General features: G+C 40.9%; 25 protein-coding genes, 1 pseudogene and 1 riboswitch. Of the genes and pseudogenes, 12 read left to right on the forward strand and 14 right to left on the reverse strand.

The genetic code is table 11. The annotated features are described in order from the left end of the window. Positions 1-80: 80 nt before the first annotated feature. Complete coding sequence (locus tag QE404_RS03855; protein WP_307446725.1) at positions 81-272, forward strand: hypothetical protein; 192 nt, start codon at positions 81-83, stop codon at positions 270-272. A gap of 84 nt (positions 273-356) precedes the next feature. Here QE404_RS03855 and QE404_RS03860 read toward each other — a convergent pair whose 3' ends face one another. The 3 genes from QE404_RS03860 to QE404_RS03870 all read right to left on the reverse strand — a co-directional run bounded on the left by QE404_RS03860 (position 357) and on the right by QE404_RS03870 (position 3,292). Continuing rightward, positions 357-1,661 carry a voltage-gated chloride channel family protein gene (locus QE404_RS03860; RefSeq protein ID WP_307446728.1) on the reverse strand — a complete coding sequence of 435 codons (1,305 nt, stop codon included), beginning with the start codon at positions 1,659-1,661 and terminating at the stop codon, positions 357-359. 30 nt (positions 1,662-1,691) lie between these two features. Next, a riboswitch (Fluoride riboswitch) is annotated at positions 1,692-1,765 on the reverse strand. Between the two features lie 178 nt (positions 1,766-1,943). After that, the gene (locus QE404_RS03865; RefSeq protein ID WP_307446732.1) at positions 1,944-2,819 is read right to left on the reverse strand and encodes a sugar phosphate isomerase/epimerase family protein; all 876 of its coding nucleotides are present in this window, start codon (positions 2,817-2,819) and stop codon (positions 1,944-1,946) included. A gap of 5 nt (positions 2,820-2,824) precedes the next feature. Then, a complete protein-coding gene (locus tag QE404_RS03870) occupies positions 2,825-3,292 on the reverse strand; it encodes an acyl-CoA thioesterase (RefSeq protein ID WP_307446735.1) in 468 nt (155 codons plus the stop codon). A 111-nt stretch (positions 3,293-3,403) separates the two neighbouring features. Between QE404_RS03870 and QE404_RS03875 the strand changes: the two are divergent. Together QE404_RS03875 and QE404_RS03880 are read left to right on the forward strand one after the other, a co-directional pair. After that, positions 3,404-3,758: pseudogene (locus QE404_RS03875) on the forward strand (arsenate reductase family protein). Continuing rightward, entirely contained in the window at positions 3,759-4,223 is a 465-nt protein-coding gene (locus QE404_RS03880; protein ID WP_307446739.1) for a hypothetical protein, read from the forward strand. Positions 4,224-4,515: 292 nt separating this feature from the next. Here QE404_RS03880 and gcvT read toward each other — a convergent pair whose 3' ends face one another. The 3 genes from gcvT to idi are packed head-to-tail and all read right to left on the reverse strand — an operon-like array spanning position 4,516 to position 6,596. After that, on the reverse strand, positions 4,516-5,592 hold the full coding sequence (gene gcvT / locus QE404_RS03885) for a glycine cleavage system aminomethyltransferase GcvT (RefSeq protein ID WP_307453717.1): 1,077 nt from the start codon (positions 5,590-5,592) through the stop codon (positions 4,516-4,518). 15 nt (positions 5,593-5,607) lie between these two features. Then, on the reverse strand, positions 5,608-6,084 hold the full coding sequence (locus QE404_RS03890) for a hypothetical protein (RefSeq protein ID WP_307446741.1): 477 nt from the start codon (positions 6,082-6,084) through the stop codon (positions 5,608-5,610). Then, positions 6,081-6,596: an isopentenyl-diphosphate Delta-isomerase gene (gene idi, locus QE404_RS03895; RefSeq protein WP_307446744.1), complete on the reverse strand. Its 516-nt coding sequence runs from the start codon at positions 6,594-6,596 to the stop codon at positions 6,081-6,083. The genes QE404_RS03890 and idi overlap by 4 nt, the downstream gene beginning before the upstream one ends. A 210-nt stretch (positions 6,597-6,806) precedes the next feature. Here idi and QE404_RS03900 point away from each other — a divergent pair, with 210 nt between their 5' ends. Beyond that, positions 6,807-7,214: an LNS2 domain-containing protein gene (locus QE404_RS03900; RefSeq protein WP_294206299.1), complete on the forward strand. Its 408-nt coding sequence runs from the start codon at positions 6,807-6,809 to the stop codon at positions 7,212-7,214. 82 nt (positions 7,215-7,296) lie between these two features. Beyond that, positions 7,297-8,256, forward strand: a complete 960-nt coding sequence (locus QE404_RS03905) for a D-2-hydroxyacid dehydrogenase (RefSeq protein ID WP_307446748.1) — start codon at positions 7,297-7,299, stop codon at positions 8,254-8,256. A gap of 53 nt (positions 8,257-8,309) precedes the next feature. Here QE404_RS03905 and mscL read toward each other — a convergent pair whose 3' ends face one another. Beyond that, positions 8,310-8,690, reverse strand: a complete 381-nt coding sequence (gene mscL, locus QE404_RS03910) for a large conductance mechanosensitive channel protein MscL (RefSeq protein WP_307446750.1) — start codon at positions 8,688-8,690, stop codon at positions 8,310-8,312. Positions 8,691-8,822: 132 nt separating this feature from the next. Between mscL and QE404_RS03915 the strand changes: the two genes are divergently transcribed. Then, entirely contained in the window at positions 8,823-10,385 is a 1,563-nt protein-coding gene (locus QE404_RS03915; RefSeq protein ID WP_307446753.1) for an NAD(P)H-hydrate dehydratase, read from the forward strand. Between the two features lie 61 nt (positions 10,386-10,446). Here QE404_RS03915 and lgt read toward each other — a convergent pair whose 3' ends face one another. Next, a complete protein-coding gene (gene lgt, locus QE404_RS03920; RefSeq protein ID WP_371935245.1) occupies positions 10,447-11,313 on the reverse strand; it encodes a prolipoprotein diacylglyceryl transferase in 867 nt (288 codons plus the stop codon). Between the two features lie 424 nt (positions 11,314-11,737). Continuing rightward, positions 11,738-11,992 (reverse strand): membrane protein insertion efficiency factor YidD, encoded by a 255-nt coding sequence (gene yidD / locus QE404_RS03925; protein WP_307446756.1) that lies wholly within the window; start codon positions 11,990-11,992, stop codon positions 11,738-11,740. Positions 11,993-12,253: 261 nt separating this feature from the next. On the opposite strand from yidD, the gene QE404_RS03930 reads away from it, so the two are divergent. After that, the gene (locus tag QE404_RS03930) at positions 12,254-13,486 is read left to right on the forward strand and encodes a hypothetical protein (RefSeq protein WP_307446758.1); all 1,233 of its coding nucleotides are present in this window, start codon (positions 12,254-12,256) and stop codon (positions 13,484-13,486) included. Between the two features lie 255 nt (positions 13,487-13,741). Further along, the gene (locus QE404_RS03935; RefSeq protein WP_307446761.1) at positions 13,742-15,019 is read left to right on the forward strand and encodes a replication-associated recombination protein A; all 1,278 of its coding nucleotides are present in this window, start codon (positions 13,742-13,744) and stop codon (positions 15,017-15,019) included. Positions 15,020-15,064: 45 nt separating this feature from the next. Here the strand turns inward: QE404_RS03935 and QE404_RS03940 are convergent, their stop codons facing one another. The 5 genes from QE404_RS03940 to QE404_RS03960 form a co-directional block, all read right to left on the reverse strand. Continuing rightward, the gene (locus tag QE404_RS03940) at positions 15,065-15,496 is read right to left on the reverse strand and encodes a hypothetical protein (protein ID WP_307446764.1); all 432 of its coding nucleotides are present in this window, start codon (positions 15,494-15,496) and stop codon (positions 15,065-15,067) included. A gap of 107 nt (positions 15,497-15,603) precedes the next feature. Further along, positions 15,604-17,826, reverse strand: coding sequence for a DUF2339 domain-containing protein (locus QE404_RS03945; protein WP_307446768.1), 2,223 nt, complete (start codon positions 17,824-17,826; stop codon positions 15,604-15,606). 111 nt (positions 17,827-17,937) lie between these two features. Then, a complete protein-coding gene (locus tag QE404_RS03950; protein ID WP_307446771.1) occupies positions 17,938-18,654 on the reverse strand; it encodes a hypothetical protein in 717 nt (238 codons plus the stop codon). A 530-nt stretch (positions 18,655-19,184) separates the two neighbouring features. Further along, entirely contained in the window at positions 19,185-20,033 is an 849-nt protein-coding gene (pheA, locus tag QE404_RS03955) for a prephenate dehydratase (protein WP_307453346.1), read from the reverse strand. A 9-nt stretch (positions 20,034-20,042) separates the two neighbouring features. After that, the gene (locus tag QE404_RS03960; RefSeq protein WP_307446774.1) at positions 20,043-20,453 is read right to left on the reverse strand and encodes an acyl-CoA thioesterase; all 411 of its coding nucleotides are present in this window, start codon (positions 20,451-20,453) and stop codon (positions 20,043-20,045) included. 138 nt (positions 20,454-20,591) lie between these two features. On the opposite strand from QE404_RS03960, the gene dnaA reads away from it, so the two are divergent. The 4 genes from dnaA to QE404_RS03980 all read left to right on the forward strand — a co-directional run bounded on the left by dnaA (position 20,592) and on the right by QE404_RS03980 (position 23,961). After that, positions 20,592-22,046 carry a chromosomal replication initiator protein DnaA gene (gene dnaA / locus QE404_RS03965; protein WP_307446777.1) on the forward strand — a complete coding sequence of 485 codons (1,455 nt, stop codon included), beginning with the start codon at positions 20,592-20,594 and terminating at the stop codon, positions 22,044-22,046. Positions 22,047-22,151: 105 nt separating this feature from the next. After that, positions 22,152-22,610 carry a low molecular weight protein-tyrosine-phosphatase gene (locus QE404_RS03970; protein WP_307446780.1) on the forward strand — a complete coding sequence of 153 codons (459 nt, stop codon included), beginning with the start codon at positions 22,152-22,154 and terminating at the stop codon, positions 22,608-22,610. A gap of 68 nt (positions 22,611-22,678) precedes the next feature. Then, positions 22,679-23,377, forward strand: a complete 699-nt coding sequence (locus QE404_RS03975) for an SAM-dependent methyltransferase (protein WP_307446784.1) — start codon at positions 22,679-22,681, stop codon at positions 23,375-23,377. Positions 23,378-23,583: 206 nt separating this feature from the next. Beyond that, positions 23,584-23,961 carry a hypothetical protein gene (locus QE404_RS03980; protein ID WP_307446786.1) on the forward strand — a complete coding sequence of 126 codons (378 nt, stop codon included), beginning with the start codon at positions 23,584-23,586 and terminating at the stop codon, positions 23,959-23,961. Positions 23,962-23,997: the final 36 nt, after the last annotated feature.

Genomic DNA, 23,997 nt, shown 5'->3' on the forward strand with positions numbered 1-23,997 from the left:
ATTATGCTGTGAATAATTAATATTTGTTTAACTTTGAAACAGACCAAACAATTTGTTTAATCTATAAAAATCCAAATCACATGTCAAACAACATTTTTAGAAACGCTAAAAAATTAGGAAAGTCAGATCTTAGAAACATTACAGGTGGAGTAAGCGGAAACCCGGATCTAAGCCAGTGCAAGTGCAGCTGCTCAGGTGCCGTTACAGGTCCTTCTTACTGTGTAAAGTATACTGCCTGTCCACAGGTCTATACCTGCAATGATAAGATATAATGCTGAGGATCAGAAATTAAAAAACATTTCCACATTTAATACGCAGAAGCGTTCCGGATTTCCGGAACGCTTCTGTATTTTGGTTTAAAGGTCAGAAAAGCTTTTGTCCCGGTCACTACGGTACCTGCTGTTTTTCTCTGAACCGATTTTCTGCTGCGAGTAAATGCTGTTATGCCCGGAAAAAAGATAGGAAACCACACAGGCAACAGCTACATAGATGCCGCATTCGGCACCGAAGAGTTCCATACCCATCAGGATACAGGCAAGAGGAGTATTTGTAGCGCCTGCAAATACCGCTACAAAACCCATTCCGGCCAATAGTCCGAACGGAAGTGGGATAAACAGGGATAAAGCGCTCCCCAATGCAGCCCCGGTAAAGAACAGCGGCGTTACTTCCCCGCCTTTAAAGCCAGCGGCGAGGGTGATGATGGTAAAGGCTATTTTTAAAGCAAAATCGTCAACAGGAAGCCTATGTTCAAAGGATTCGGTAATGACAGGAATGCCCAGACCAATGTAGCGGGTTGTTCCTAAAGAAAAAACGGCTGCTGCAATTATGATCCCACCGATCAAAGGCCGTAGCGGCGGATAGTTTATCTTTGCTCTGAACACAGCACTGATTCTATGGAGCAGTTTGCTGAACGTTGCCGCACAGATCCCGAAAAGCATTCCCGCAATAATACTGTACACTACTGGTAAAAAGCCGGGAGACGGAATTTTTCCGATAGGGTAATGGGTATGCTGTGCACCCCATAGATCGGTCATGATGCTGGCCAGTATTGCAGAAGCAAAAACCGGAAAGATAGCATGGTACCGGATTTTCCCGATGAATAATATTTCCAGTGCAAAAACGGCTCCGGCCAGCGGCGTGCCGAAAACAGATCCGAAACCGGCAGCTATGGCTGCCGTCAGCAATGTCTTTCTTTCATTCCGGTTAAGCCTGAAAGGTTTTGCCAACTGATCCGCTATAGCTCCTGCCATTTGAAGAGCCGTTCCTTCACGGCCTGCTGAGCCTCCGAACAGGTGCGTCATCAGGGTTCCCAGATACACAAAAGGAGCCATCTTCAGGGGAATAGTACCCTCAGGATTATTAAGGGTACTCAGCAGAAGATTGTTCCCGGCTTCAACATCTTTTCCCCAGTAATGGTATAAAAGCCCTACAGCCAAACCCGCGAAGGGCAGCAGCCAGATCAGCCACAGGTGCTGTTCCCGGAAATCCGTGGCCCAGGTAAGGGAAATCAAGAATCCTGCGGAAGCGCTTCCTACTAATGCTCCGATGATCAGGCTGATGCACAGCCATTTAAGCACATAGGGCAATGCGGGGTATTTCCTGAAGAAAAACCTGATGTTAAATAATAAAATCTTACTGAAATTTCGCTGATGTATAGACATAAGTTCCTGATTCAATTACGGTTGATAATCTCTTAATCAGGCGTCATCAGTCCCGTCTGAAACGGGGCGGTTGGGTAGGGAAGAACACCATTTCCCTGTAGGATGCGAAGATAATCATTTTTAATAATAAAATCATAAATAAGAACTGATCTTCCTTCTGATGTATTCCCTCTGGTTTTCAGAAGCATTTTTAAGGTTCTTGATTTTTCAAATCTTATGGGATCATATAGTTTGAATGAGGAAATACATGGGATAGATTTTGATTTTCAGTATGTATAGGTTTTAATAAAAATAATTGTTATTCTGGATATACTTTTTGCTAATGGTAATACTTTCAAAAATATCCTTATCGCTGAAATCCTGCTCTAGGAACCAATGTTTAAGGCCGGCTTGTTTCTTTTTTTCAAAAATCGTTTTAAAATCAATGGTGCCGTTTCCGATTTCAGTAAAATCTTTTGTTCCTGCCTTCATATCCTTGACATGCCAGAGCGGGAACCTGCCGGGATATTGTTCAAAATAAGTAAGCGGGTCTAATCCTGCTTTGGCAATCCAGTAGAGGTCTAACTCCATTTTTACCAGTTCGGGGGAGGAATTTTCCAGGATAAAATCATACACATTTCCGGCGCCGTCCATTCTTTCAAATTCAAAATCATGGTTGTGGTAGGCCAACTGCATTCCGGCTTTTCTGACAACCGTTCCTGCTGTGTTAAGCAGATCGGGCAGCTTATGGTAGTTTTCCGAAGTCCTTTCTTCAGGGAAAAGATAAGAGCATACCATGTATTCCGCACCTATATCCTGCATATCTTCCACCGCTTTTTCCCAGCCGTGCAATAAGGTCCCCTGGTCGGGATGTGCCATTCCTGTGGTATGGTGTGAACTGACCACACGCTGACCGGTATTTTTCAGGATGGATCTGAATTCATTTCCTGTACGGCCGAAAAATGTCCCGTTATAGCCATAAATTTCCAGGTCAGTAAAGCCCATTTCAGCGAGTTTTTCCAACGCTTTTTCAGGATCGGCAGTAAGCGCGTCGCGTACCGTATACAGCTGAATGCCTAATGTTCCGTTTTGGTGATAGTTCTTTTTATATGTCATTCCGCAGGAGTATAATCCTAAGAGTCCTAATGATGAAAGCCTGATGAAATCTTTTCTCTGCATACGTCTTACAGGAAAGGTTTCATTTCGTTTTCAATCTGGCTTCTCAGTTCCATCAGGCGTTTGGCGTATTGCTCAAGCTGCTTTTCTTCCTCCGTTTCGGGAGTCCATTTGGGAACCGGCAGTTTTTTACCGTTTTCATCTACGGCAACAAACACAATGATGCAGTGGGTTTTTTTCTCAAAATCCGGCTGTTTCAGGTTTCTGGAGAATACGTTGATGGCAATATGCATGCTTGAGGTTCCCGTATAAATAACCTGCGCATCTACCTTGACCACTTCACCGATTTTGATAGGATCGTAAAAACGGATTCCGCCCACATAAACGGTAACGGAATAATTCCCGCTCCAGGTGGTGGCACAGGCATACCCGGCCTGGTCGATCCATTTCATGACGCTTCCGCCGTGTACATTGCCTCCGTAGTTGACATCCGAAGGCTCGGAAATGAACTGGAAAGTGATAGGTTTATTCTGCATGCTGAAAAATTTCGAATAAAGATATTTAATAATTTCCGGAATTTTAGATTAAATCCTACTTTTGACCTTTGAAATTCCTGAAAAAGGCAACTTAAACAAAAGAAACCAACAATGAAAAAAGTATTTTACTTGAAAACATGCGATACCTGCCGGAAAATTATGGCCCAGTTTGACCTGGCGGACTGGGACCTGCGGGAAATAAAAAAGGATCCTGTAACGGAAGAAGAACTGGAGGAAATGCATAAAGAAAGTGGCTCATACGAAGCCCTGTTCAGCAAGAAGTCTACCCAGATCAAACTCAGGAACCTGGATGTAAAAGCACTTGGCGAACAAGGATTTCAAATCGCTGCTGCTCGAGCATTACACTTTTCTGAAACGCCCTGTCTTTATCACTGATGAAAAGATTTTCATTGGCAATGACCAGAAGACCATTGCTGATCTCAGGACATTTTTCGGGACCGACTAAATGATGAATTCAGTCAAAAGAATTGTTTCAGTCCTGCTGATATCCTTTTCAGCCTGTCTTCCCCTGCATGGCCAGAAAAAGAAACTGCCGCTACCCGATGCCGGTAAGGTTAAGCCTGCCGTACTGGATACTTTATCCTATCTCAAAACCTTTGAAGACCATAAGAAGGAATATATCGGCAGGCCATTCTCTGTTCTTTTAAGCAAAATGGTCCTCATAAAACCACAAACCGTATGGACTGTTCCCGGAATACATAACAATGATATCCTGGAAAAATCTGTCTTCCGGTTCTATACCCTGAATTATCCCGTAATGAACGAAACCAAGATGCTGATCATCTGGGATTCTCCTTTGTCCTATCGTACAGTGAATAGGAATAATCAACTGAATAAGTTTTATTTTTCTGAATCTGAGGAAAAGTTTTACGGAAAGCAGGTGGTAAAAGATATTCTGGTGTATCGGTGAGTTGAGTAGAAGTAGAGATTTAGAGTGAAAGATTAGAGAAATTTCGGGTTGAAGAGTTTGATAGTAATAAGTAAAAGAGTGGTAGAATACTTTACAGAGTAATTTGACTTAGTTATCACAACTCAAATATTAATTTAATTGACTGATTATAAATAGGATGGGAGCAATTATTCCTAGGCTGAAGCTGGAGTGGTTAAGGGGGATAAAGGATAAGCGCGGAGTGCTTATCTAAAAATAATAAAAAGCCGCTTCAAAAATCATGAAACGGCTTTTATTTTTAGTTATCTGATCCTTACACGAAAGGGGCTTTCACCACTTTTGCAGGAATATTTTTGTTTCTCACCTGGATGAAGATCTCTGATCCCAGTTTGAAATGCGGTTTATCTACATAAGCCAGTCCCAAACCGATTTTCTTCATCGGAGACTGAGTCCCTGAGGTCACTTTACCGATCACGTTACCTTCGGCATCTACCACCGGATAATCATGTCTCGGAACTCCTTTGTCGGTTAATTCAAAGCCAACCAATTTTCTGGTTACTCCTTCTTCTTTCTGCTTGGCGAAAGTTTCTTTGGAAACAAAATCCTTATCGAATTTGGTGATCCATCCCAATCCTGCTTCAATTGGTGACGTAGTGTCATCAATATCATTTCCGTACAGGCAGAATCCTTTTTCTAGCCTCAGGGTATCTCTGGCAGCCAGTCCGCATGGGATGATGCCTTCTTCTTTTCCTGCTTCTACGATGGCATCCCAGAGTTTTTCAGCCGATTCATTCTTAAAATAGATTTCGAAACCGCCGCTTCCTGTGTAGCCCGTATTTGAGATGATTACATCACTTACACCGGCAACAGAACCTACGGTAAAATGATAGTAAGGAATATCTGAAAGAGGAGTATCTGTAAGTTTTTGCAGGATTTCGGTAGCTTTAGGCCCCTGAATGGCAAGCAAAGACATCTCGTCTGAGGCGTTGGTCATCTTTGCCCCGAATGTATTGTGCTTTGAAATATGATCCCAGTCTTTATCGATGTTGGACGCATTAACAACCACAAAATACTTATCGTCTTCCATTTTGTATACGATAAGGTCATCCACGATCCCTCCGTTTTCATTCGGAAGGCATGAATACTGTGCTTTTCCGTTTTCCAGAGCATCAACATTATTGGTGGTTACCCATTGTAAAAGTTCCCTGGCCCCCGGACCTTCCACAAAAAATTGTCCCATATGGGAAACATCAAATATTCCGGCTTTTTCTCTTACGGCAAAATGCTCTTCGGTAACTCCTGAATATTGCACAGGCATTTCAAATCCTGCGAAAGGTACGATCTTCGCTCCCAAAGAAACATGTTTGTCGTACAGGGCTGTTTTCTTCATTTTTTATTGTTTATTTTATTTCTTTACGCTAAAACTATTGAGGGATTCGCTGAACAGCTTGCTGTAGTTGCCGTTCCAGTATTTCTGTTCGCAGTTTATGGAAACCAGATAGAGGTCTTTGCCTTTCTGGAAGACTTTGGTTACCCAGAAAAGCTTGTTCTTTTCATCTGCGTATTCATACAGGTATTCCGTATATCCTTTTTTGCTGCCCCTGCTTTTTACTTTAGATTCATCATCACCGGATTTGTACAGGTCGATGATGAACTTTTTGGTTTCTGTCTTCGGAAGATTCAGGTCATGGTATTCCGAAATGGTAACAGCCCCGATTTCATTACCGGGAAAAATGTTGATGATATCACTGTCATTCGTGAGCTTCCAGCCTTCAGGATAGGAAATAGAGTAGTGATCGTTTTCGTAGACCTTTGTAGGCACAGTCTGAGCATACATCAAACCTGCGACAAACAATAAGAATGCTCCAAATATATTTTTCATAATGTAAAGTGATCTTTATATTCCTGTAAAATAATTTTGAACCACTCCGTAAAATGTTCAGGGTTTTCAGACAGCTCACGGTCCAGTTCTTCTATGGATACATAGCGTACTTCTTCCACTTCCTCCGGGTTAAGGCGGAATTCATTTTCATACAATCCTACGAATACGTGGTCCAGCTCATGTTCCCACAATCCGCCGCCAACATCTGCTTTATAAATGAAACTGAATTTTTCAGAGAGTTCCACATCTATGCCCAGTTCTTCCTTTACCCTGCGGCGGGCGCCTTCCAGATAAGATTCATCGGACCTCGGATGCGAGCATACGGCGTTGGTCCATTGGTTAGGAGAATGGTATTTTCCTGTCGCCCTTTTTTGCAGAAGCATTTCGCCTTTTCTGTTGAATAAAAAAACGGAAAAAGCACGGTGCAACAGTCCGTTGATATGGGCCTGCTGCTTTTCCATAAGGCCAAGAACCTCATCGCCGGGATTTACTAAAACTACGAATTCTTCCATCCCCACAAATGTAAGCCTAATAAATGTATTTTGGAAATTTTTGATGAATATCATAAGCTTAAAGGCTTAAAGGATAGAGATGCTTATCGATATTGTGGCACTTGTGTTTAAACAGCAGAAAGGCCTTTATTGCGGATATTTTAAATGTAAGATAAGTTTAACATGCTTTTTACACACAAAAACCTTAACTTCGTGGTTCAAATCGTAATAATGGAGTTAGAACACAAAGACCACATCAGTCCTATTCTGAAGGACGGAATTAAAAATTACCTGATCGATATAGACGGAACCATCACGGAAGATGTTCCTAACGAGGAGCCTGAAAGAATGGTGACCTGCGAGCCTTTTCCGGACGCGCTTGAAACCATCAACAGATGGTATGACGAAGGGCACCAGATCTGCTTTTTCACTTCCAGAACCGAAAACCTGAAGCAGATTACCATCGACTGGCTGGATAAGCACGGATTCAAATACCACAGTGTGCTTTGCGGAAAGCCAAGGGGCGGAAACTACCACTGGATAGATAACCACCTGGTGAGGGCTACACGATATAAAGGAAGGTTTACCGACCTTGTGGAAAAACAGGTAACCATCGAAGTTTTTAAAGAAGACGAATAAATTGAATTGAAAGGCCGGCCTTTTTTAATCTGTAGGAGGTTAAAAGAGGCCGGTTGGATTATAACAATATGATAAAGTATTTATGAAAGTTTTAGCAAACGACGGCCTGGACCAATCCGGCATTGACGCACTTACTGAAAAGGGCTTTGAGGTGATCACTACTAAGGTACCTCAGGAATTCCTGATGGATTACATTAACGAACATAAAATCCGTACCGTGCTGGTACGTAGCGCCACCCAGGTAAGAAAAGACCTGATTGACAACTGCCCGTCTCTGGAGATCATCGGAAGAGGGGGTGTAGGAATGGACAATATAGATGTGGATTATGCCAGAGAAAAAGGCATCCATGTCATCAATACTCCTGCAGCTTCATCAGAATCTGTGGCAGAGCTGGTATTCGCGCACCTTTTTTCAGGCGCGAGATTCCTGCAGGATTCCAACAGAAAAATGCCGGTTTCCGGAGATACTGATTTTGCAGGCCTTAAGAAAGCATACGCGGCAGGAATAGAGCTGCGCGGAAAGACCATAGGTATTGTAGGAATGGGAAGAATCGGCCAGGAAGTAGCCAGGATAGCTTTAGGATTGGGAATGAGAGTGGTTGCTGCGGATAACAATGTAGGAAGGGCAAGCATCAAGGTTAAATTTTATAACAGCCAGTTCATCAATGTGGATATTGAAACCGAGCCTCTACAGGAGGTTCTTAAGCATTCGGACTTTATTACCCTTCATGTTCCTGCACAGAAGGATGGCTATATGATCGGTAAGAATGAATTCGACAGCATGAAGGACGGTGTGTCAGTCATCAACTGTTCCAGAGGAGGAGTGATAGACGAAGCTGCCCTGATCGATGCCCTGGATTCCGGAAAAGTAAGGTTTGCCGGTCTTGATGTATTCATTAATGAGCCAACACCTTCTAAAGCTATTTTAAACCATCCGAAGATTTCCCTTACGCCCCACACCGGTGCCTCTACACTTGAAGCACAGGACAGGATAGGGTTATCTCTGGCAGAGCAGATTTGCAGTATCTTACAGATTCACTAAAATCTTGTTGTAAAATAAAAGAGAAATACCTCCTGTTTACGGAGGTATTTTTATTATAATGTATTTTTGCTTTTAAGGATATCCCGGATCTCCATGAGTAATTTCTGATCCTGAGTAGGTCCTGCCGGAGCAGCCTCTTCTTTGCGTACCATCCTGTTGGCTGCCTTTACAATCCAGAAAAGAACGATGGCGATACACAGGAAACTGATCACCGCTGAAAGGAAATTACCATACGTAACCCCGTTCCACGACAGTTTTGATATATTTTCCGCGCCGGCCGCCTTCAGTGCTGGATTAAGGATCAGCGGAGTGATCACATCTTCTACTAATGAAGAAACTATTTTGCCAAAAGCACCTCCTATGATTACACCGACAGCCAGGTCCAGCACATTGCCTTTAAAGGCAAAAGACTTGAATTCTTTAATCAATCCCATAATTTATATTTTTAATATTTTTTAAAATGATTTTAAAAATATAAAATTTTTCAGATATTTTATGCCTTTTATCGCAAAATTATCTACTCTAATGACTATTTAATCCCGATACAGGGACGAAATTCCTCCCGGATGGAAAAATATTCGTACCTTATTCTGACCAAATTTAAAATATCCATGAAAGTATTTACTGCCGAAAACATCCGGAAATGTGATCAATATACCATAGCGCATGAGCCAGTCTCATCCGTACAGCTGATGGAACGAGCTGCAGTAGCCTGCGCCAACTGGATTGCCGAGCACTGCAAGAGCCACAAGAACATCGCTGTTTTCTGCGGTACGGGCAATAACGGAGGTGATGGCTTTGCCATAGCAAGACTGCTGCATTCCAAAGGCTTTGATGTGGAGATCTTTACCAACAACCTTAAAGCTAAATTTTCTGAAGATGCTGCAGCCAACCTGAAAAAGCTGAGGGATATTCCCGGCCTGTCAGTAAAAAGTTTTAAAGATAAGCTTAACTACCGTTTTGACAGCAAGACGATTATCATTGATGCGCTCTTCGGGACCGGGCTTTCCAGGCCTTTGCAGGAAGATTATGCAGAAGTGGTTAGCCATCTGAATACAATGTCGAATATCAGGATTGCCATAGACATCCCGTCCGGCCTTCCGGCTGATGGCGCCATAAAGGAAGATTCTGTGGTCTTTAAAGCAGATTATACCCTGAGTTTTCAGTTCTGGAAGAAGAGTTTCCTTCATCCCGAGACAGGAAAATTTACCGGAAAGGTCATCATCCTTGATATTCATATGAGCGAAGATTTTATTGCTGCCACAGATGCCGATGACTGTGTTATAGATAATACTGTCGTAGAGCGTATCTTCATGCCCAGGGAAGATTTTACTCATAAAGGAAGCTTTGGAAAAGTAGTGATAACGGCAGGAAGTTACGGGAAGATCGGCGCAGCAGTGCTGGCTACAAAATCGGCTCTCAAAACCGGTGCAGGACTCACATTTACGCTGGCTCCGGCCTGTGGATATGAAATTTTGCAGACTTTGTGCCCCGAGGCCATGTTTATGGAAAGTGGTGACAGATGCCTCACTCATTTTGAAGCTGATGAAGATGCCGTATATGGAATTGGACCGGGGTTGGGCAGGGAACCGCAAACCGTGGTAGCACTGATAAAATTCCTGAAAAAGTATAAAAAGCCTCTGGTGCTCGATGCAGATGCCCTTAACATCCTGGCAGAAGATGAAAAAAACCTCAGGCTGATTCCTGAAAATTCTATACTTACACCCCATCCCAAGGAATTTGAAAGACTGTTTGGGAAAACGGACAATTCATTTGAAAGGCTGGAGCTTGCCCGTAAAAAAGCGGCAGAGCATAAAATTTACATTGTACTCAAAGACCATCATACTCAGATCGTAAGCCCAGATGGTACGGTATTTTATAATATCAACGGGAATTCAGGGCTCGCAAAAGGTGGAAGCGGTGATATCTTGACAGGAATTATCACTTCACTTCTGGCACAGGGATATACCGAAGAGCATGCTGCCATATTAGGCATATGGCTTCACGGAAAGGCAGCGGATTTTGCGGCTGAGAAATATTCAAAGGAATCAATGCTGCCAACAGATGTAGTCGATGCCTTAAGCCATGCTTTCGAAGAGCTGAATAAAAAAGTAACCGTTAAGTTATAAAGCGAAAAAGGCAAAGCTACAGATGTAGATTTGCCTTTTGTTTTTTTTGGTACCCGTGAATTTAATCCGGTTTTTCGTTCTCAGCCTGGGTAATGGTGAACTTTTTAGATATTACCATGATGATCACCCCGGCAATCATGAAAGGTATTGATAATACCTGTCCTGTGTTTAAAGATCCTATCTGGATAAACTCGTCACCCTGAGGCATTTTCAGGAATTCTACGAAAAACCTGATGGCCCACAGAATGATGAAAAACAGTCCGAACAGCCATCCCTGCTGGTATTTTTTATTTGTTTTCCTATACAGGATCCACAGCAATATAAACAGGCATACATAGCCGAACGCTTCAAAAAGCTGGCTAGGGTATCGAGGAACGGTTACTCCATATTCACTGCTTTGCTGTGGGAACAATAAGGCAAATGGGGAATTAGGATCTACCGGTTTCCCGATGATTTCAGAATTGAAAAAATTACCCATCCTAACAAAAGCTCCTCCTAAGGCAACAACGATTCCCAGACGGTCATATACCCAGAACGGGTTCTTTTTGATAATTTTGAATGAATAATACAAAGTCGTGAATATCAGTGCAATGGTGGCGCCATGGCTGGCTAGTCCCGAAAATCCGGTGAATTTAAGTCCGCCTTTTGTACTGATGGGTAAAAACACGCTCCAGAAATCCTCTTTGAACAGTTCCGGCTGGTAAAAAATGACATGGCCTAACCTTGCTCCCAGGATCGTTCCGATCAGAGTCCAGGTGAACAGAGGCTCAAGGTATTTCTGATTCACATTATCAATCTTAAATATCCTGGACATCAGGAGGTAGCCAAAACCAAACGCGAAAATAAACATAAGGCTGTAAAAGTGCAGGGTAATTGGTCCCAGTTTTATGCCCTTTGCAGGATCCCAGATTTTGAACGGTGTTTCCAGCTTTACCTGATCCGTAGCGGCAACAGGCTTTGAAGTTTTTACCGCGTACTTGAATTTTTCAGCATTTTCTTTGGTGACAGGCAATTTAACCATCCTGAAGTCCTTATCAAAAAACTGATATCCTGCCTGTCCGAACTTTTCCATCGTTGCAGCGCTGTAATTAAAGTATCCGGGTTCAAAATTCGATTCATTAAGAATAACAAGCGTATTGCCTTCAGTTCTTTTATCGGCAAAGGTATTGAGGTCTCCGATTTCCGTAGTCGCGTAAATCTTTACGGGAATACTGGAGGAGTTGACCTGTAAGGTTCCCTCAGACATGCCGTCCGGATAGTCCTGGGCAAATATGCATTGTGTCATAAAGACCAGTATAAACAGATAAATCCTGAAAAAAATGTTATTCATCTCTATTTTATTTTTTAGTAGTTTAATTATGATTATGGTTTTTAGGGGGAACGGGATCATAACCGCTGCCGCCCCAGGGATGGCATCTTGCAATTCTTTTCACGCCGAGCCAGAAACCTTTGAATGGCCCGTGAACCTGCAGAGCTTTCACCATATAATGTGAACATGTAGGCTCGTAACGGCAGTTCTTCGGAAGCAACGGCGAAATAAACCATTGGTAAAACCGGATCAGAATTACCAGAGGGAAAGTGATGATTTTATTGAATGAAGGTATCAAAACAATGCAAAAGTAGCGTAAAAAAATAAAAGCCGGATGACATTACCGTGGTTTTGTTGTTAATTGTTGGGTACTCTAGAATGAAGACAGTGAATGAAATGTTAAAATCTGTACCAGTGTATCATTAACTTCCGGTCTTTGAAACAGGATTGGCAGAGGAAATTTCTGATCCCTGTTATTTTGTTTTATATTTACAGCAAATCCCGGATGCAATGATCAGGGCATGCCCCTGGTCATGTGATGCAATGATGTGACCTGCTTATGAAAAAACTCTATAGCTTCCTGATGAGCTTTAAAACATTGATGATGTTTAACTGCATTATTTTGGCAGGTAAAATTCTATACTCTTTTCTCACCGGTTTCAGCGGCAATACTTTTGAAGACTGGAGTATTGCCGAAAATATAGCACATTACGGCGTTTATTCCGAGTTTATTAATGTAGGGCCAACCGCTTACAAGCTGCCTGTTTATCCGTTATTTTTATCCGCTTTTATATCTCTTTTCCAAGATCTTGCCAAAGAAGCTATAGTCATTGCACAACACCTGATTTACTTTTTCATTCCGGTGCTGATGGTCAGGATTTCAGGGATATTCAATGTAAAAAAGGTGGGAATCCTTACCGGTTACCTGTTTCTCCTGTCGCCTGCTTATTTTATCTATTCCAATACGCTTGAAAGTACGAATGTTTTCATCATTATTTTCCTGAATTTTCTGTACCGGTGGAGCAGGGTTTGGCAAGAAGGCTTCAATACATCCCGAATCATGCTGCTGTCACTCAGTACAGCTCTGTTGTTTCTGTGTCAGGTCGTTGTGGTGCCGTTCGCTTTACTGCTTTTGCTTTCATTGTATATCTTCAAGAAAGCCAGCCTGAAACCACTGGCCTTGGTATTGATATTGACTGCCCTGGGATATTCGCCATGGGTAATACGCAATTATATTACTTTTAACCGGCTGGTAATTTCTAAAACACCGGTCTGGCAGAACCGGTATTTCGGCTATTATTCGGATGTACAGGTTTTCAAGGGGCTTCAGGTCTATTCGGTGGAACATGAGGCTGAGATCCTGCGCTTGAGAAGGCAGACGGATGAATTCAGGATGGAAGATCTGTACCGGCGCGAAGTGAAGAAAATAGAAAAGGCCCAGCCATCCATTGTATTCAAAAAGGCTTTGGCCAATATCCTGATGCTCTGGTATGTTCCCTCAAGGTATTATCATGATCAGAGCTTATCGATATGGATTACAAGGAAATTGTATGTCATTATCATTAATCTCCTGACCGTATTTTCACTCGTCTTTATCTACAGGAGGAAATCCTGGAAGCTACTGGCTTTTTCGGTCTTGTTTTTTTTGAATTTTACAGCTCCTTACGCGCTTACCCATAGTGCCAATACCCGTTTTAAGCTTGATTTTGAATGGTTTCAGCTGTTTCTGATTGCATACCTGTTATATTTTGCTTTTCTTAAAGAAAAATATGAAGATAAAATTCCCGGTTGATCAGTCTCCGGAAACATAAATCATTTCCCTTGTTTACCCAATTATATTAGGTCTGAATTTGATAAGCAGGGCACGGTTGATGGACTTTTGGTAAAAAATGGTCCTCAACATAAAATTCTTCACGATTATTGCATAGACTTCATACAGTTATTGCACAATAGCCTGATTAAAAAATTAAAATTTTAACTTTGTAATAGCAGTACAGATTCTTACGGGCAGATGATATCTGCTAAGGTCTGTTTAAAATTGAACATCTTGAACCAGAATATACCATTAGCCGAAAAATTAAGACCTAAGACACTGAATGATGTTTTGGGGCAGGAACACCTTACCGGAGAAAAGGGAACCATCAGGAAAATGCTGAGTAACAATACCCTGAATTCGGTGATTTTCTGGGGTCCCCCCGGAACCGGAAAGACGACATTAGCAGAAATTATCTCTGAGCAGTCCGGCAGGAAATTCTATAAACTTTCGGCCGTTTCATCAGGAGTAAAAGATGTGCGTGACGTAATTGAAGATGCCAAAAAGCAGAACTTGTTTTCCGGGAAATCGCCCATTCTTTTTATTGATGAAATTCACCGGTTCAATAAATCACAGCAGGATTCCCTTCTGCATGCCGTGGAAAAAGGGTGGATTGTCCTGATCGGTGCTACAACGGAAAACCCGAGCTTTGAAGTCGTATCGGCATTGCTTTCCCGAAGCCAGGTATATGTCCTGAAAGCCCTGAGCTATGAAAAACTGGAAGAGCTCATCGATATTGCTTCTGAGCGGTATAACAAAGATGAGCATACCCAATTTAAAATTTCCGAAAAAGAGGCCTTTATTCAATATTCAGGAGGGGATGCCAGAAAACTGATCAATTCTGTAGAACTGGTGCTGAACCAGTATAAAGATAACGGAGCCAGGGAGATTACGAATGAAGATGTTATGGAAGTGCTGCAGGAAACAATGGCACTTTATGATAAGAACGGCGAGCAGCATTACGATATTATTTCAGCATTCATCAAATCCATGCGCGGCAGCGATCCTAACGGTACGGTTTACTGGCTGGCGAGGATGATTGCCGGAGGGGAAGACATTAAATTTATAGCCAGGCGCATGCTGATCCTCGCAGCAGAAGATATCGGGCTGGCCAATCCGAATGCTCTGATCATGGCCAACAACTGTTTTCAGGCAGTCAATGTAATCGGAAACCCTGAAGCCAGGATTATTTTAAGTGAAACAGCTGTTTACCTTGCCGTGTCCCCGAAAAGCAATTCTACCTATATGGCGATTAATGAAGCGCTGGCCCTGGTGAAAAAGACCGGTAACCTTCCTGTTCCTCTGCATCTCAGAAATGCACCCACCAAACTGATGAAAGATCTTGATTATGGCAAGGAATACAAGTATGCCCATTCTTATGAAGGCAATTTTGTCGATCAGGATTTCCTGCCTGCAGAAATTAAGGACACTAAGCTCTATGAGCCAGGCAATAATGCTACGGAAAAGAAAATATACGACGAGCTGAAAAAAAAGTGGAACAATAAATATTAAAGGATACTGTAAAAGTATCCTTTATATTATGATCTGTAAGATGTATTATTTTGTAGAGATGAATAAAGTCTTCTTTCCTTCATAATCCTTGACTTCCATTTTGGCAAGTATATCTCCGTATACCTTAGTAGCGGTATCGCTGAAAGTATATCCGTCAATAATTACCGGATTATCCTTAGGAATAGCATATTGCTCATTCAGGGAGGATAAAGAAATCCTGTCTAGGTTTTCATAGCCGCTTTTAATTTTAAACTCCGAAATCCCGTTATCAGCAATAAAACTGTATTGTTTCAGGTTCTGTGGGAGGTTGGCAGCGGTCTTATAGACGTTCATGCTCTGGATCACCTCTTTTTTATTATTGAACATATCCACAGTTCCTACAATACCATTGGCTACCGCAAATCTTGTCGCCGTATTTTTTTGTGCAAACAGCATGGCTGATGACAGCATTAAAAAGGAGTAAAATAATTTTTTCATAATAAAAATTTAGAGCATGATTAAAAACGGGATAAATATACTTATTTTTTATCAATAATGAATAAAAATTCTATTTTGAAAATCAAATTGATACAGGGATTTATTAATTATTGAATTTCTTTGTTATTTCTGATCTCTTCTTTTTCCTTATCCTTAATCAGAGTACTGATTATTATTTTCAACCTCTGGAATATAAATGAGCTGAACAGTAAAATAATCCCTAAAATGATGAAAGCGATAATTCTTGATACATGGTCCATCTGCCATACATCGTATATATATAATTTAACGATGGTAATGCCGGTAAGGAAAAAACCGATTTTACGAAGCTCAATCCAATCCCTCTTTATTCCGGTATAAATAAAAGCACTGGCAAGCAGCATCCAGATGATGGGAAGGTACAGGATTATATAATGTTTTTGAAGTATATCTTTCTGAAACCAGCTCTCTGTATTCCCAAGAATATAGAGGTGCCCAATCTCCAGGCTTATAATCACAACCAAAGCAAAGGAACTGATCCGGTAATCGAATCTCGTACGGTCTGCTCTTTTCTTTGAGAGAAAGCTCCATAAAGTATAGGTAAAAGGAATAAGGTACAGGGCATATAGGAAATAGAAACTTCCCGGAAGGGTATGATGCAGAATGTTATCGACTAGAAAGGATCCATTTACGGAAGTATGCTCAATACAAAGGATCAGCAGTAAATACTTGAGTAGAGTTTGTGTAAAGCTATTGATTTTAAATATTTTGCTGCATAATAACAGTATAAAGATATAGTATACAGTATATATTGCTGCAATACTGTTGATTACTGTTAAAGGTTGCGTCGACGTATGGTACAACAGCTCAAAAAGAAGGGTTGCATAGATGAGGCAGTACAAAGCTGCAGAAAGAATGATTTCAGGGAGTGAGTAGGCTGCTTCCTCTGTTGCAGTTTTCTTTCTGATCATGAAAAGATTTATAGCAGTACTTAAAATCGTCACACAGCTTGTAAAAAATACAGGATTAAAAATCACGGGTAAGTTTTGTTTTTCAAAATACTGAGCCCATGTTGCTGTCTGAGCAATCAGAACCAAAGGAAACAGAATGTAAAAGGCATTCCTGAAAACGGTATGTCCGCTTTTTTTCAGGATAAAGAGCAGCAGTGTAGCCTCGATTGCCCATACGCTGGTAATAAGATGGGTATTGAGTTGTAACGCCGCCGCAACGGTAATCAGGCTGATGGAAAGTGCTGTAAACACTGAATAGCTGATCCCGGACCTTTTTGCTTTATGTTCCCGTAAGGCAAGTAAAAGGTTACATAAGGCAAAGATCAGCGGGAAAATAACAACCGGTTCCAGGTGAAGCTTATTAAAAGTATAAACCAGTCCTGTAATGCTGAAAAAATTAAGGAAAACCAACATCAGTATGTCTGTAGCGCACAGCTTTCGGCCCTTTAGGTATCCCTGAAGCCCATAGGCATAAAAAACAAAATAAGAGAGGATATAAAAATAAATTGAATCAGTTTCCGTTTTTGATGCAGTCCAATAGAAGAGATAACAGTAGGTCAGGATAAAAGAAATCCATCCCGCATGGCTCCAGTTCCTTAACAATACAATGATCAGCATCCCTATGTTCAGGATAGTAATATAAGAGAACAGAAAAAGATAATTGCTTTGTCCCGTGCTGATCATCAATGGAGCGGCAAACCCTCCCAATAGGGAAAATACACTGAGTGTTTCACTTTTGTACGCATAGGAAAAAGCGATTGACAGCAAGGTAATCAAACAGGTAATTGAAAAAGCGGCCTGCTGGGAGAAAAAATGGTAATCCCGGAATGCGATGGTTACGGTAAAATATAAAACAGAAATGCCGCCTCCCGTAATAACGGAGGAAAATATGGGATAATTTTTCCTTAACGGGTATCCTATTCCAATAATCACCAGTCCAGCTATGAAACCTATGGATATCCTTGCCGTTTCTCCGATCCAGTTATTGTCTATCGCATATTTGATAAAATAACCAATTCCCAGTACGAGCGTAAAAATGCCGATAACCGTAAGTGCATTTTGTGCAAAGAACTCAGATAATTGAGAAAGCCAGGATGTTCTGTCCTTAAATTGATCGTTATCATCATCAGGCATCACTGGCTGAGCCTTTGGACTTTCCTGCAGAGCTTTTTGGGCGGTAGGTTTTTCGGGCATTCCCGGTAAAGGTTCTGAATTGATAGGTGCCCCGGCAGACTGATTCTTGATCTTGCGGATTTCATTGTCCAGGCGGTTGATCTTTTGATTCATCCGGTAAAGAATGAATAAGATGACGATCAGTATGATAAAAAAGATATAGTTCATTAGGGAGCACTCTTTTCAAATATACACAATTTGATGGTTAATATAAATAATTAATCCACCATACAAGCGTATGATGGATTAATCGTGTAGAGTTATTAAGCTATATGTTTTTTAGTCGGATATCTTATAAATATAAAAGGATGAGGTACTCGTAGATAATATAGAGGCATCAAGGAGACTAGATCCTGTAAGCCCAAATGAAATTTTGTCTCCGGCTTGTAAAGGATAGAGGGAATTCACGCTGCTCTCAGAAATGGTTAAGCTTAAAAGAATAAGATTGGCACCGGTAAATGAGCGGCTGTCAATCAATGTAGCAACGCCGGCTCTGGTCCTTACGATCCCTACACCCGGTGAATTGGCTAATAATGCAGCCTGTAGTCCTGTGCCATACCGGAAGTAAAAACCTATAGCATAAACTCCTGTAGAAGGTACAGTATAGGTATTGTCGGTATCTGAGAATAAAGCTGAACTTCCAATCGTTCTTTCTGAATTAACAAAATTAACAGCACGGAAACCGGAAGGGAAAAGTCCCAGGCTCAAAAGCGTTACGTTTCCTGAAGCCTTCTTGGCAGCATATACTGTACTGTTACTTGCTGTGCCACTGCCTCCGGAAAGAAGGGCAGGATCTAAACTCGAAATTTCCGAGTTCGACTGATTAATTGCTAAAACCTGATAGCCTGATACACTTGATCCTGTAGGAACTTGTCTGATTATAACATTACCGTTAACATCCAAAGTTGACTGCGGCGTTGTAGTATTGATCCCAACTTGGGAGAAAACAGGTATTGCGGCCAAAGACATAAGCAGATTGTAAAACTTTGTTTTCATGATAAAGTGATTAATAGTTAATATTTATTGTAAGATTAGTTTCCTCAAATGCAGCAAAAATTATGCCTCCAAATGTAAATTTTTTTTACATTTGACAAATCTAAAGTTAATGATTTTAATTTAAATTAATTTTAATATTAAAAAATTTAACTAAAAATTCTGGTGTTGCTAATTTAAAACTATTTTTTTTAAATCAAAACAAATTTATGTCACTTTTTATTGATTTCCAGAAAACTTCTGTCAAAAAAGATGGTATTCCTGAAATTGAAAATTAATTACCCTTTAAAATACGGTGACGAATAGTCATATCATATAATCATGATATGGTAACGATCATTCACCCGAATCAGAACAAAAGCGGAGCGAATACCGATACATGTATTAATAGTTAAATATAGCAAAAATAGAAGAGATTTAAAATTATGAAAAGAAATTCGTAACGCTTTTCTACAGTGTATTCATGAACTCTTATGGATCATGAACAGCATAAAAAAGCCATCTGAATAAGATGGCCAAGTGATTTTCGTATATCAGGCTTCCAGGAGAAATTCCTTATAACTTCCGAGAAAATCAACATCAGCATGGATGGATTGTAATTCTTTCAAAGCATTTTCATGCAGAACCGATTCCCATTTTCCTGCGATATTGATGTAGAAGAAGTAATTTCCCAGGCCGGTTTTTAAAGTCCTGGATTCTATCTTGCTTAAATTCATCTTCCTCCAGGCAAACACAGATAATACCTGATGCAGGCCACCGGCATGATCCTCAGGAAGGGTAACCAGCAGTCCGGATTTTTCACCCAGTACTTCCAGCTGTGTGTTATCATAGGATTCATCACCTTTTGATATGATAATAAACCGGGTATGGTTCTGCTCAAAATCCTGAATGTTATGGTGAATGATGTTCAGTCCGTAAAGGTTGGCGGCAAACTGATTGGCCACTGCTGCAATATTCAGTTCCGGATTTTCAGACACCATCAGGGCTGCGGCGGCTGTAGATGAAAAATCCTGCCGTAAAGCGTCCTTATAATTGGTATCAAGGAAATGAAATGTCTGCGCCAGTGCCTGGGGATGAGAATATATTTTTTCTACCTTCCGGCTTTCATTATCCGGATGGATCATCAGGTGATGGGCAATCGGCATTACGCCTTCCGCTTCTATTTTTATCGCTGGGATCCTGTAAAGATAATCCAGGGTCATGGATACCGTCCCTTCAATGGAATTCTCCAGCGGTACCACAGCTTTATCGGCAAGCCCGTTTTCCACCGCGTGGAAGCAGTCCAGGATATTGGCTTTCGGAACCAGTTCATCATGCGGGAAAAGTTGAGTGGCTGCAAGTTGGGTAAAACTTGCCTGCGGTCCTAAAAATGCGATCTTCATCATATGTATTTAATGTTTCCAGTTTTTTTCAATCAATTCCAGTAAATAGTCCGGACATTTCACAACCTTTTGGGTAGCAGCGTCCAGGAAAAAAAGGGTAGTGGAGGCTTCAGTAATTTTTGTCCCTTCTTCATTAAAGATCTCATATTCGAATTCAATCCTCACACCCGGCATTTTTTTTACAAAGGTATGAATCTCTAATTTCTGATCATATAAAGCAGGTTTTAAATACTTAATTTTATACTCAGAAACCGGTAGCCAAATTCCCTGGTTTTCAATCTCATTATACGACATTCCTATGCTCCTGAAAAGTTCCACGCGGCCCACTTCAAAGTACTCTGCATAATTACCGTAGTAGACATATTTCATAGGATCTGTTTCTCCGTAACGTACTCGTAATGAGTGTTTTGTGTGTATCATAATGAGGCTTAATTTATACATACAAATATATTTTTAAATAATCAATACCTGCAAAATTTTTTTTTGAAAATAAAAAATTGGACCTTTGTCTTCCTTCTACAAAACGTACTAATCTAAAGAATAATCTGGGCATAAATTATGGATGAAAATTTAATGTTGATATGGCAGAACTGCCTTCAGTTTATGCGGGACAATCTCAACGCTGCTGAAGATAATTCTGATTTAAAAAAACTCGAGAAATCCTTCGACCTTCTGTTTGATAAAGTTCAGCCAATTTCTTTGGTGGACAATAATCTTACTTTGATGGTACCGAGTGATTTCTACAAAGAATATATTGAAGACAATTACCTGTCTTTGCTTTCGGCTGCCCTTAAGAAAAACATCGGAAAAGGGGTTAAGCTGTGGTATTCTGTTATGGAAAACAAGCCGGCAGGGCTGGAAAAACCTGTCACTATGAATATGAAAGGCAAAAGTGTTCCTACGCCCAAAGTTCAGGAAACTTTGCCACCGGGCTTTTCATCCAATATCGTTAATCCTTTTGTTGTTCCCGGAATAAAAAAGGTTAATATTGATTCCAATCTGAAGTCCGATTTTTCTTTTGATAACTATGTAGAAGGAGAAAGCAACAAGTTTGCGGCAACCGTAGCAAGGTCTATTGCAAAAAGGCCTGGTGCTACAGCATTCAACCCATTATTCTTATACGGAGGATATGGAGTAGGGAAAACCCACCTTGGACAGGCGGTAGGTCTGGAAGTAAAAAACCAGTTCCCGGATAAAGTGGTCTTATACCTTTCTTCAGAGAAATTTATCCAACAGTTTATTTCTGCGGCGAAAGCCCATAAGCAAACTGAATTTGCCAACTTCTACCAGATGGTAGATGTGCTGATTATCGATGATATTCAGTTCCTTTCCGGAAAATCTGCTACCCAGGACAGTTTCTTCCATATTTTCGATTACCTGCACCAGAACGGAAAACAGATTATCCTGACTTCCGATAAGGCGCCGGCAGATATTATGGATATTCAGGACAGGATTGTATCCCGTTTCAAATGGGGTCTTTCTGCAGAGATCAAATCCCCGGATTATGATACCCGTAAAAAGATCATCATCAACAAACTGAGCAGAGACGGTATCGTTCTTACCGACGACATGCTGGATTTCCTTGCTTCTGAAACCAAGACCAATGTAAGAGAGCTGATCGGGGTGATCAATTCCGTGATTGCCTACTCAACCATTTATAAGTCTGACCTGAGCCTGGAACTGTTGAAGGATACCATCAATAAGATTGCGGCCAACCAGAAAAAAGTCATCAACATCCCGTATATCCAGGAAGTGGTGTGCGATTATTTCGGAATCAAAAGAGAGCAGCTGCTTTCAAAAACCAGAAAAAGGGAAATTGCCCTTCCAAGACAGCTGGCCATGTATTTTGCCAAAGAATTCACCAACGCCACCTTTACTAAAATCGGTGAAGAGATGGGAGGGAAAGACCATTCAACGGTAATGTACGCCTGCGATACCATTAAAGATGTCTCTAAAATCGATAAGGAAGTAAAAAAATATGTAAAGGAGCTTACTGAAAAAATAAAGCACTAAACTTTGCATCTGCATACATCGAAAAATGAAGAATATCCGTATTCTTCATTTTTTGTTTAGTTTTGTAAGCTAAAAATGATTTAACATTTAAAAAGTAACGAACTGATGAACATACTGATGGTCTGCCTGGGAAACATCTGCCGTAGCCCGCTTGCCGAAGGAATTATGAAAACCAAACTTCCGGAAGGATTCTTCGTAGATTCTGCAGGAACCATTTCACAACATGAAGGCGAGCACCCGGACAGAAGAGCTGTTAAAACTGCCGCCAATCATGGAATAGATATTTCCAGACAGGTTTCCAGGCCAATTACTTCCCAGGATTTTCAGGATTTTGATAAAATCTACTGCATGGATATTGATGTGTACGAAGATGTGATATCCAAAGCCGCTGATGAAGGACAGCGCCGGAAAACAGCCCTTTTCCTTGAGGCTGCCGGAAACCATGAGAATGCTGAAGTACCAGATCCTTACTGGGGCGATATGAAAGATTTTGAAGACGTATACCAGCTGCTCGACAGAGGTTGTGAACAGATTGCCCGTCAGTTACAAAGCCGTTCATTATAAATTTCAACATCTGAATTTACCATTCACCATTTAAGATTGATTATATAACCCACAACTCATAACTTCCAATGCTTTTCCTTCTCCCTGCCTACCTTTCCGAAAACACGTCCATCACTCATTTTTCACCGGTGATCAGAGATTACATCATGCAGACCGACTATTTCTTTGTTGAAAACGAAAAGACAGCAAGAAAAGTGGTGAAATTCTTTGCCCCTGAAAAAAAACAGTCTGATCTGAAGCTTTTTCTTCTGGATAAGTATACGGAAAATGCAGACATTAAAGAGGCTCAGGAACTTATGCTGAAAGGGCAGGATTTCGGGTTGCTGTCTGAAGCCGGACTTCCCTGTATTGCAGATCCCGGCAACCTGATGGTAAAGTGGTGCCATGAGAAAAACATCAGGGTTATTCCCATTTCAGGCCCTTCCTCTATTATTCTGGCTTTAATTTCCAGCGGATTTAATGGTCAGGAATTTACTTTCAACGGTTATCTTCCTATTGATAAGGGCGAGAAGAAAAAACACATCCAGCATCTGGAAGCCATGGTGCAGAAAACCGGATATTCCCAGATCTTCATGGAGACACCCTACCGCAATAATCAGCTGCTGGAAGACCTGATCAAATTCCTGTCTCCTAATACCAGACTCTGCATCGCGGCCAATATCAACGATCCGGAAGACGAGTTCATCAAAACAAAAACAATGAAAGACTGGCAGAAACAAAAACCAGAGCTGCATAAGATACCGGCAGTATTTGTACTGGGGAAATAACAATTTTATAAAAAATAATACTAGGGTGGCATTTTTGAACGGATTGCTCATTAAAAATGTGTCATAGCATCGTTTATCAGAACAACATAGCAATATCCTTCACTTAATCTAACTTATCATAAATAATACTACTTTTTAACAGGCTGTTAACGTATGCTTTGCATCATTCTTGTTAATCTTAGCACATAACATCAAAAATCAAAATTATGTCAGAAAAAAAATTAGCAGGGATCTGGATGGATAAAGAAAAGGCTATTGTCGTTAAAAACCATGATGCGCAGAATGCATTTAAATTCTTCCTCTGTAACCCTGTGAAAGCTGAAATACAGCATGGAAACTCCAGTGAGAATGCGGGTAACAATGCTGAAAAAACAAATAAAGCCAAATATTTCAAAGAGGTTGAACACCTGTTGATTAATTCCCAGGAAGTGTATATTACCGGTCCGGGGAACATTCAGGAAGAGTTTAAGAACTACCTCCATGAGACGGCACAATTCAAAAATTTAAAAGTTCATCTCGACACTGCACAGCAGATGAGTGATGAGCAGGTACTTGAAAAAGTCAAGGAATATTTCAATGCTTAAAAATGATAATGCAATATTAACGGATCCGGATGTCGA

Origin of the sequence: Chryseobacterium camelliae, from assembly GCF_030818575.1 — a bacterium.
GTDB lineage: Bacteria > Bacteroidota > Bacteroidia > Flavobacteriales > Weeksellaceae > Chryseobacterium > Chryseobacterium camelliae_A.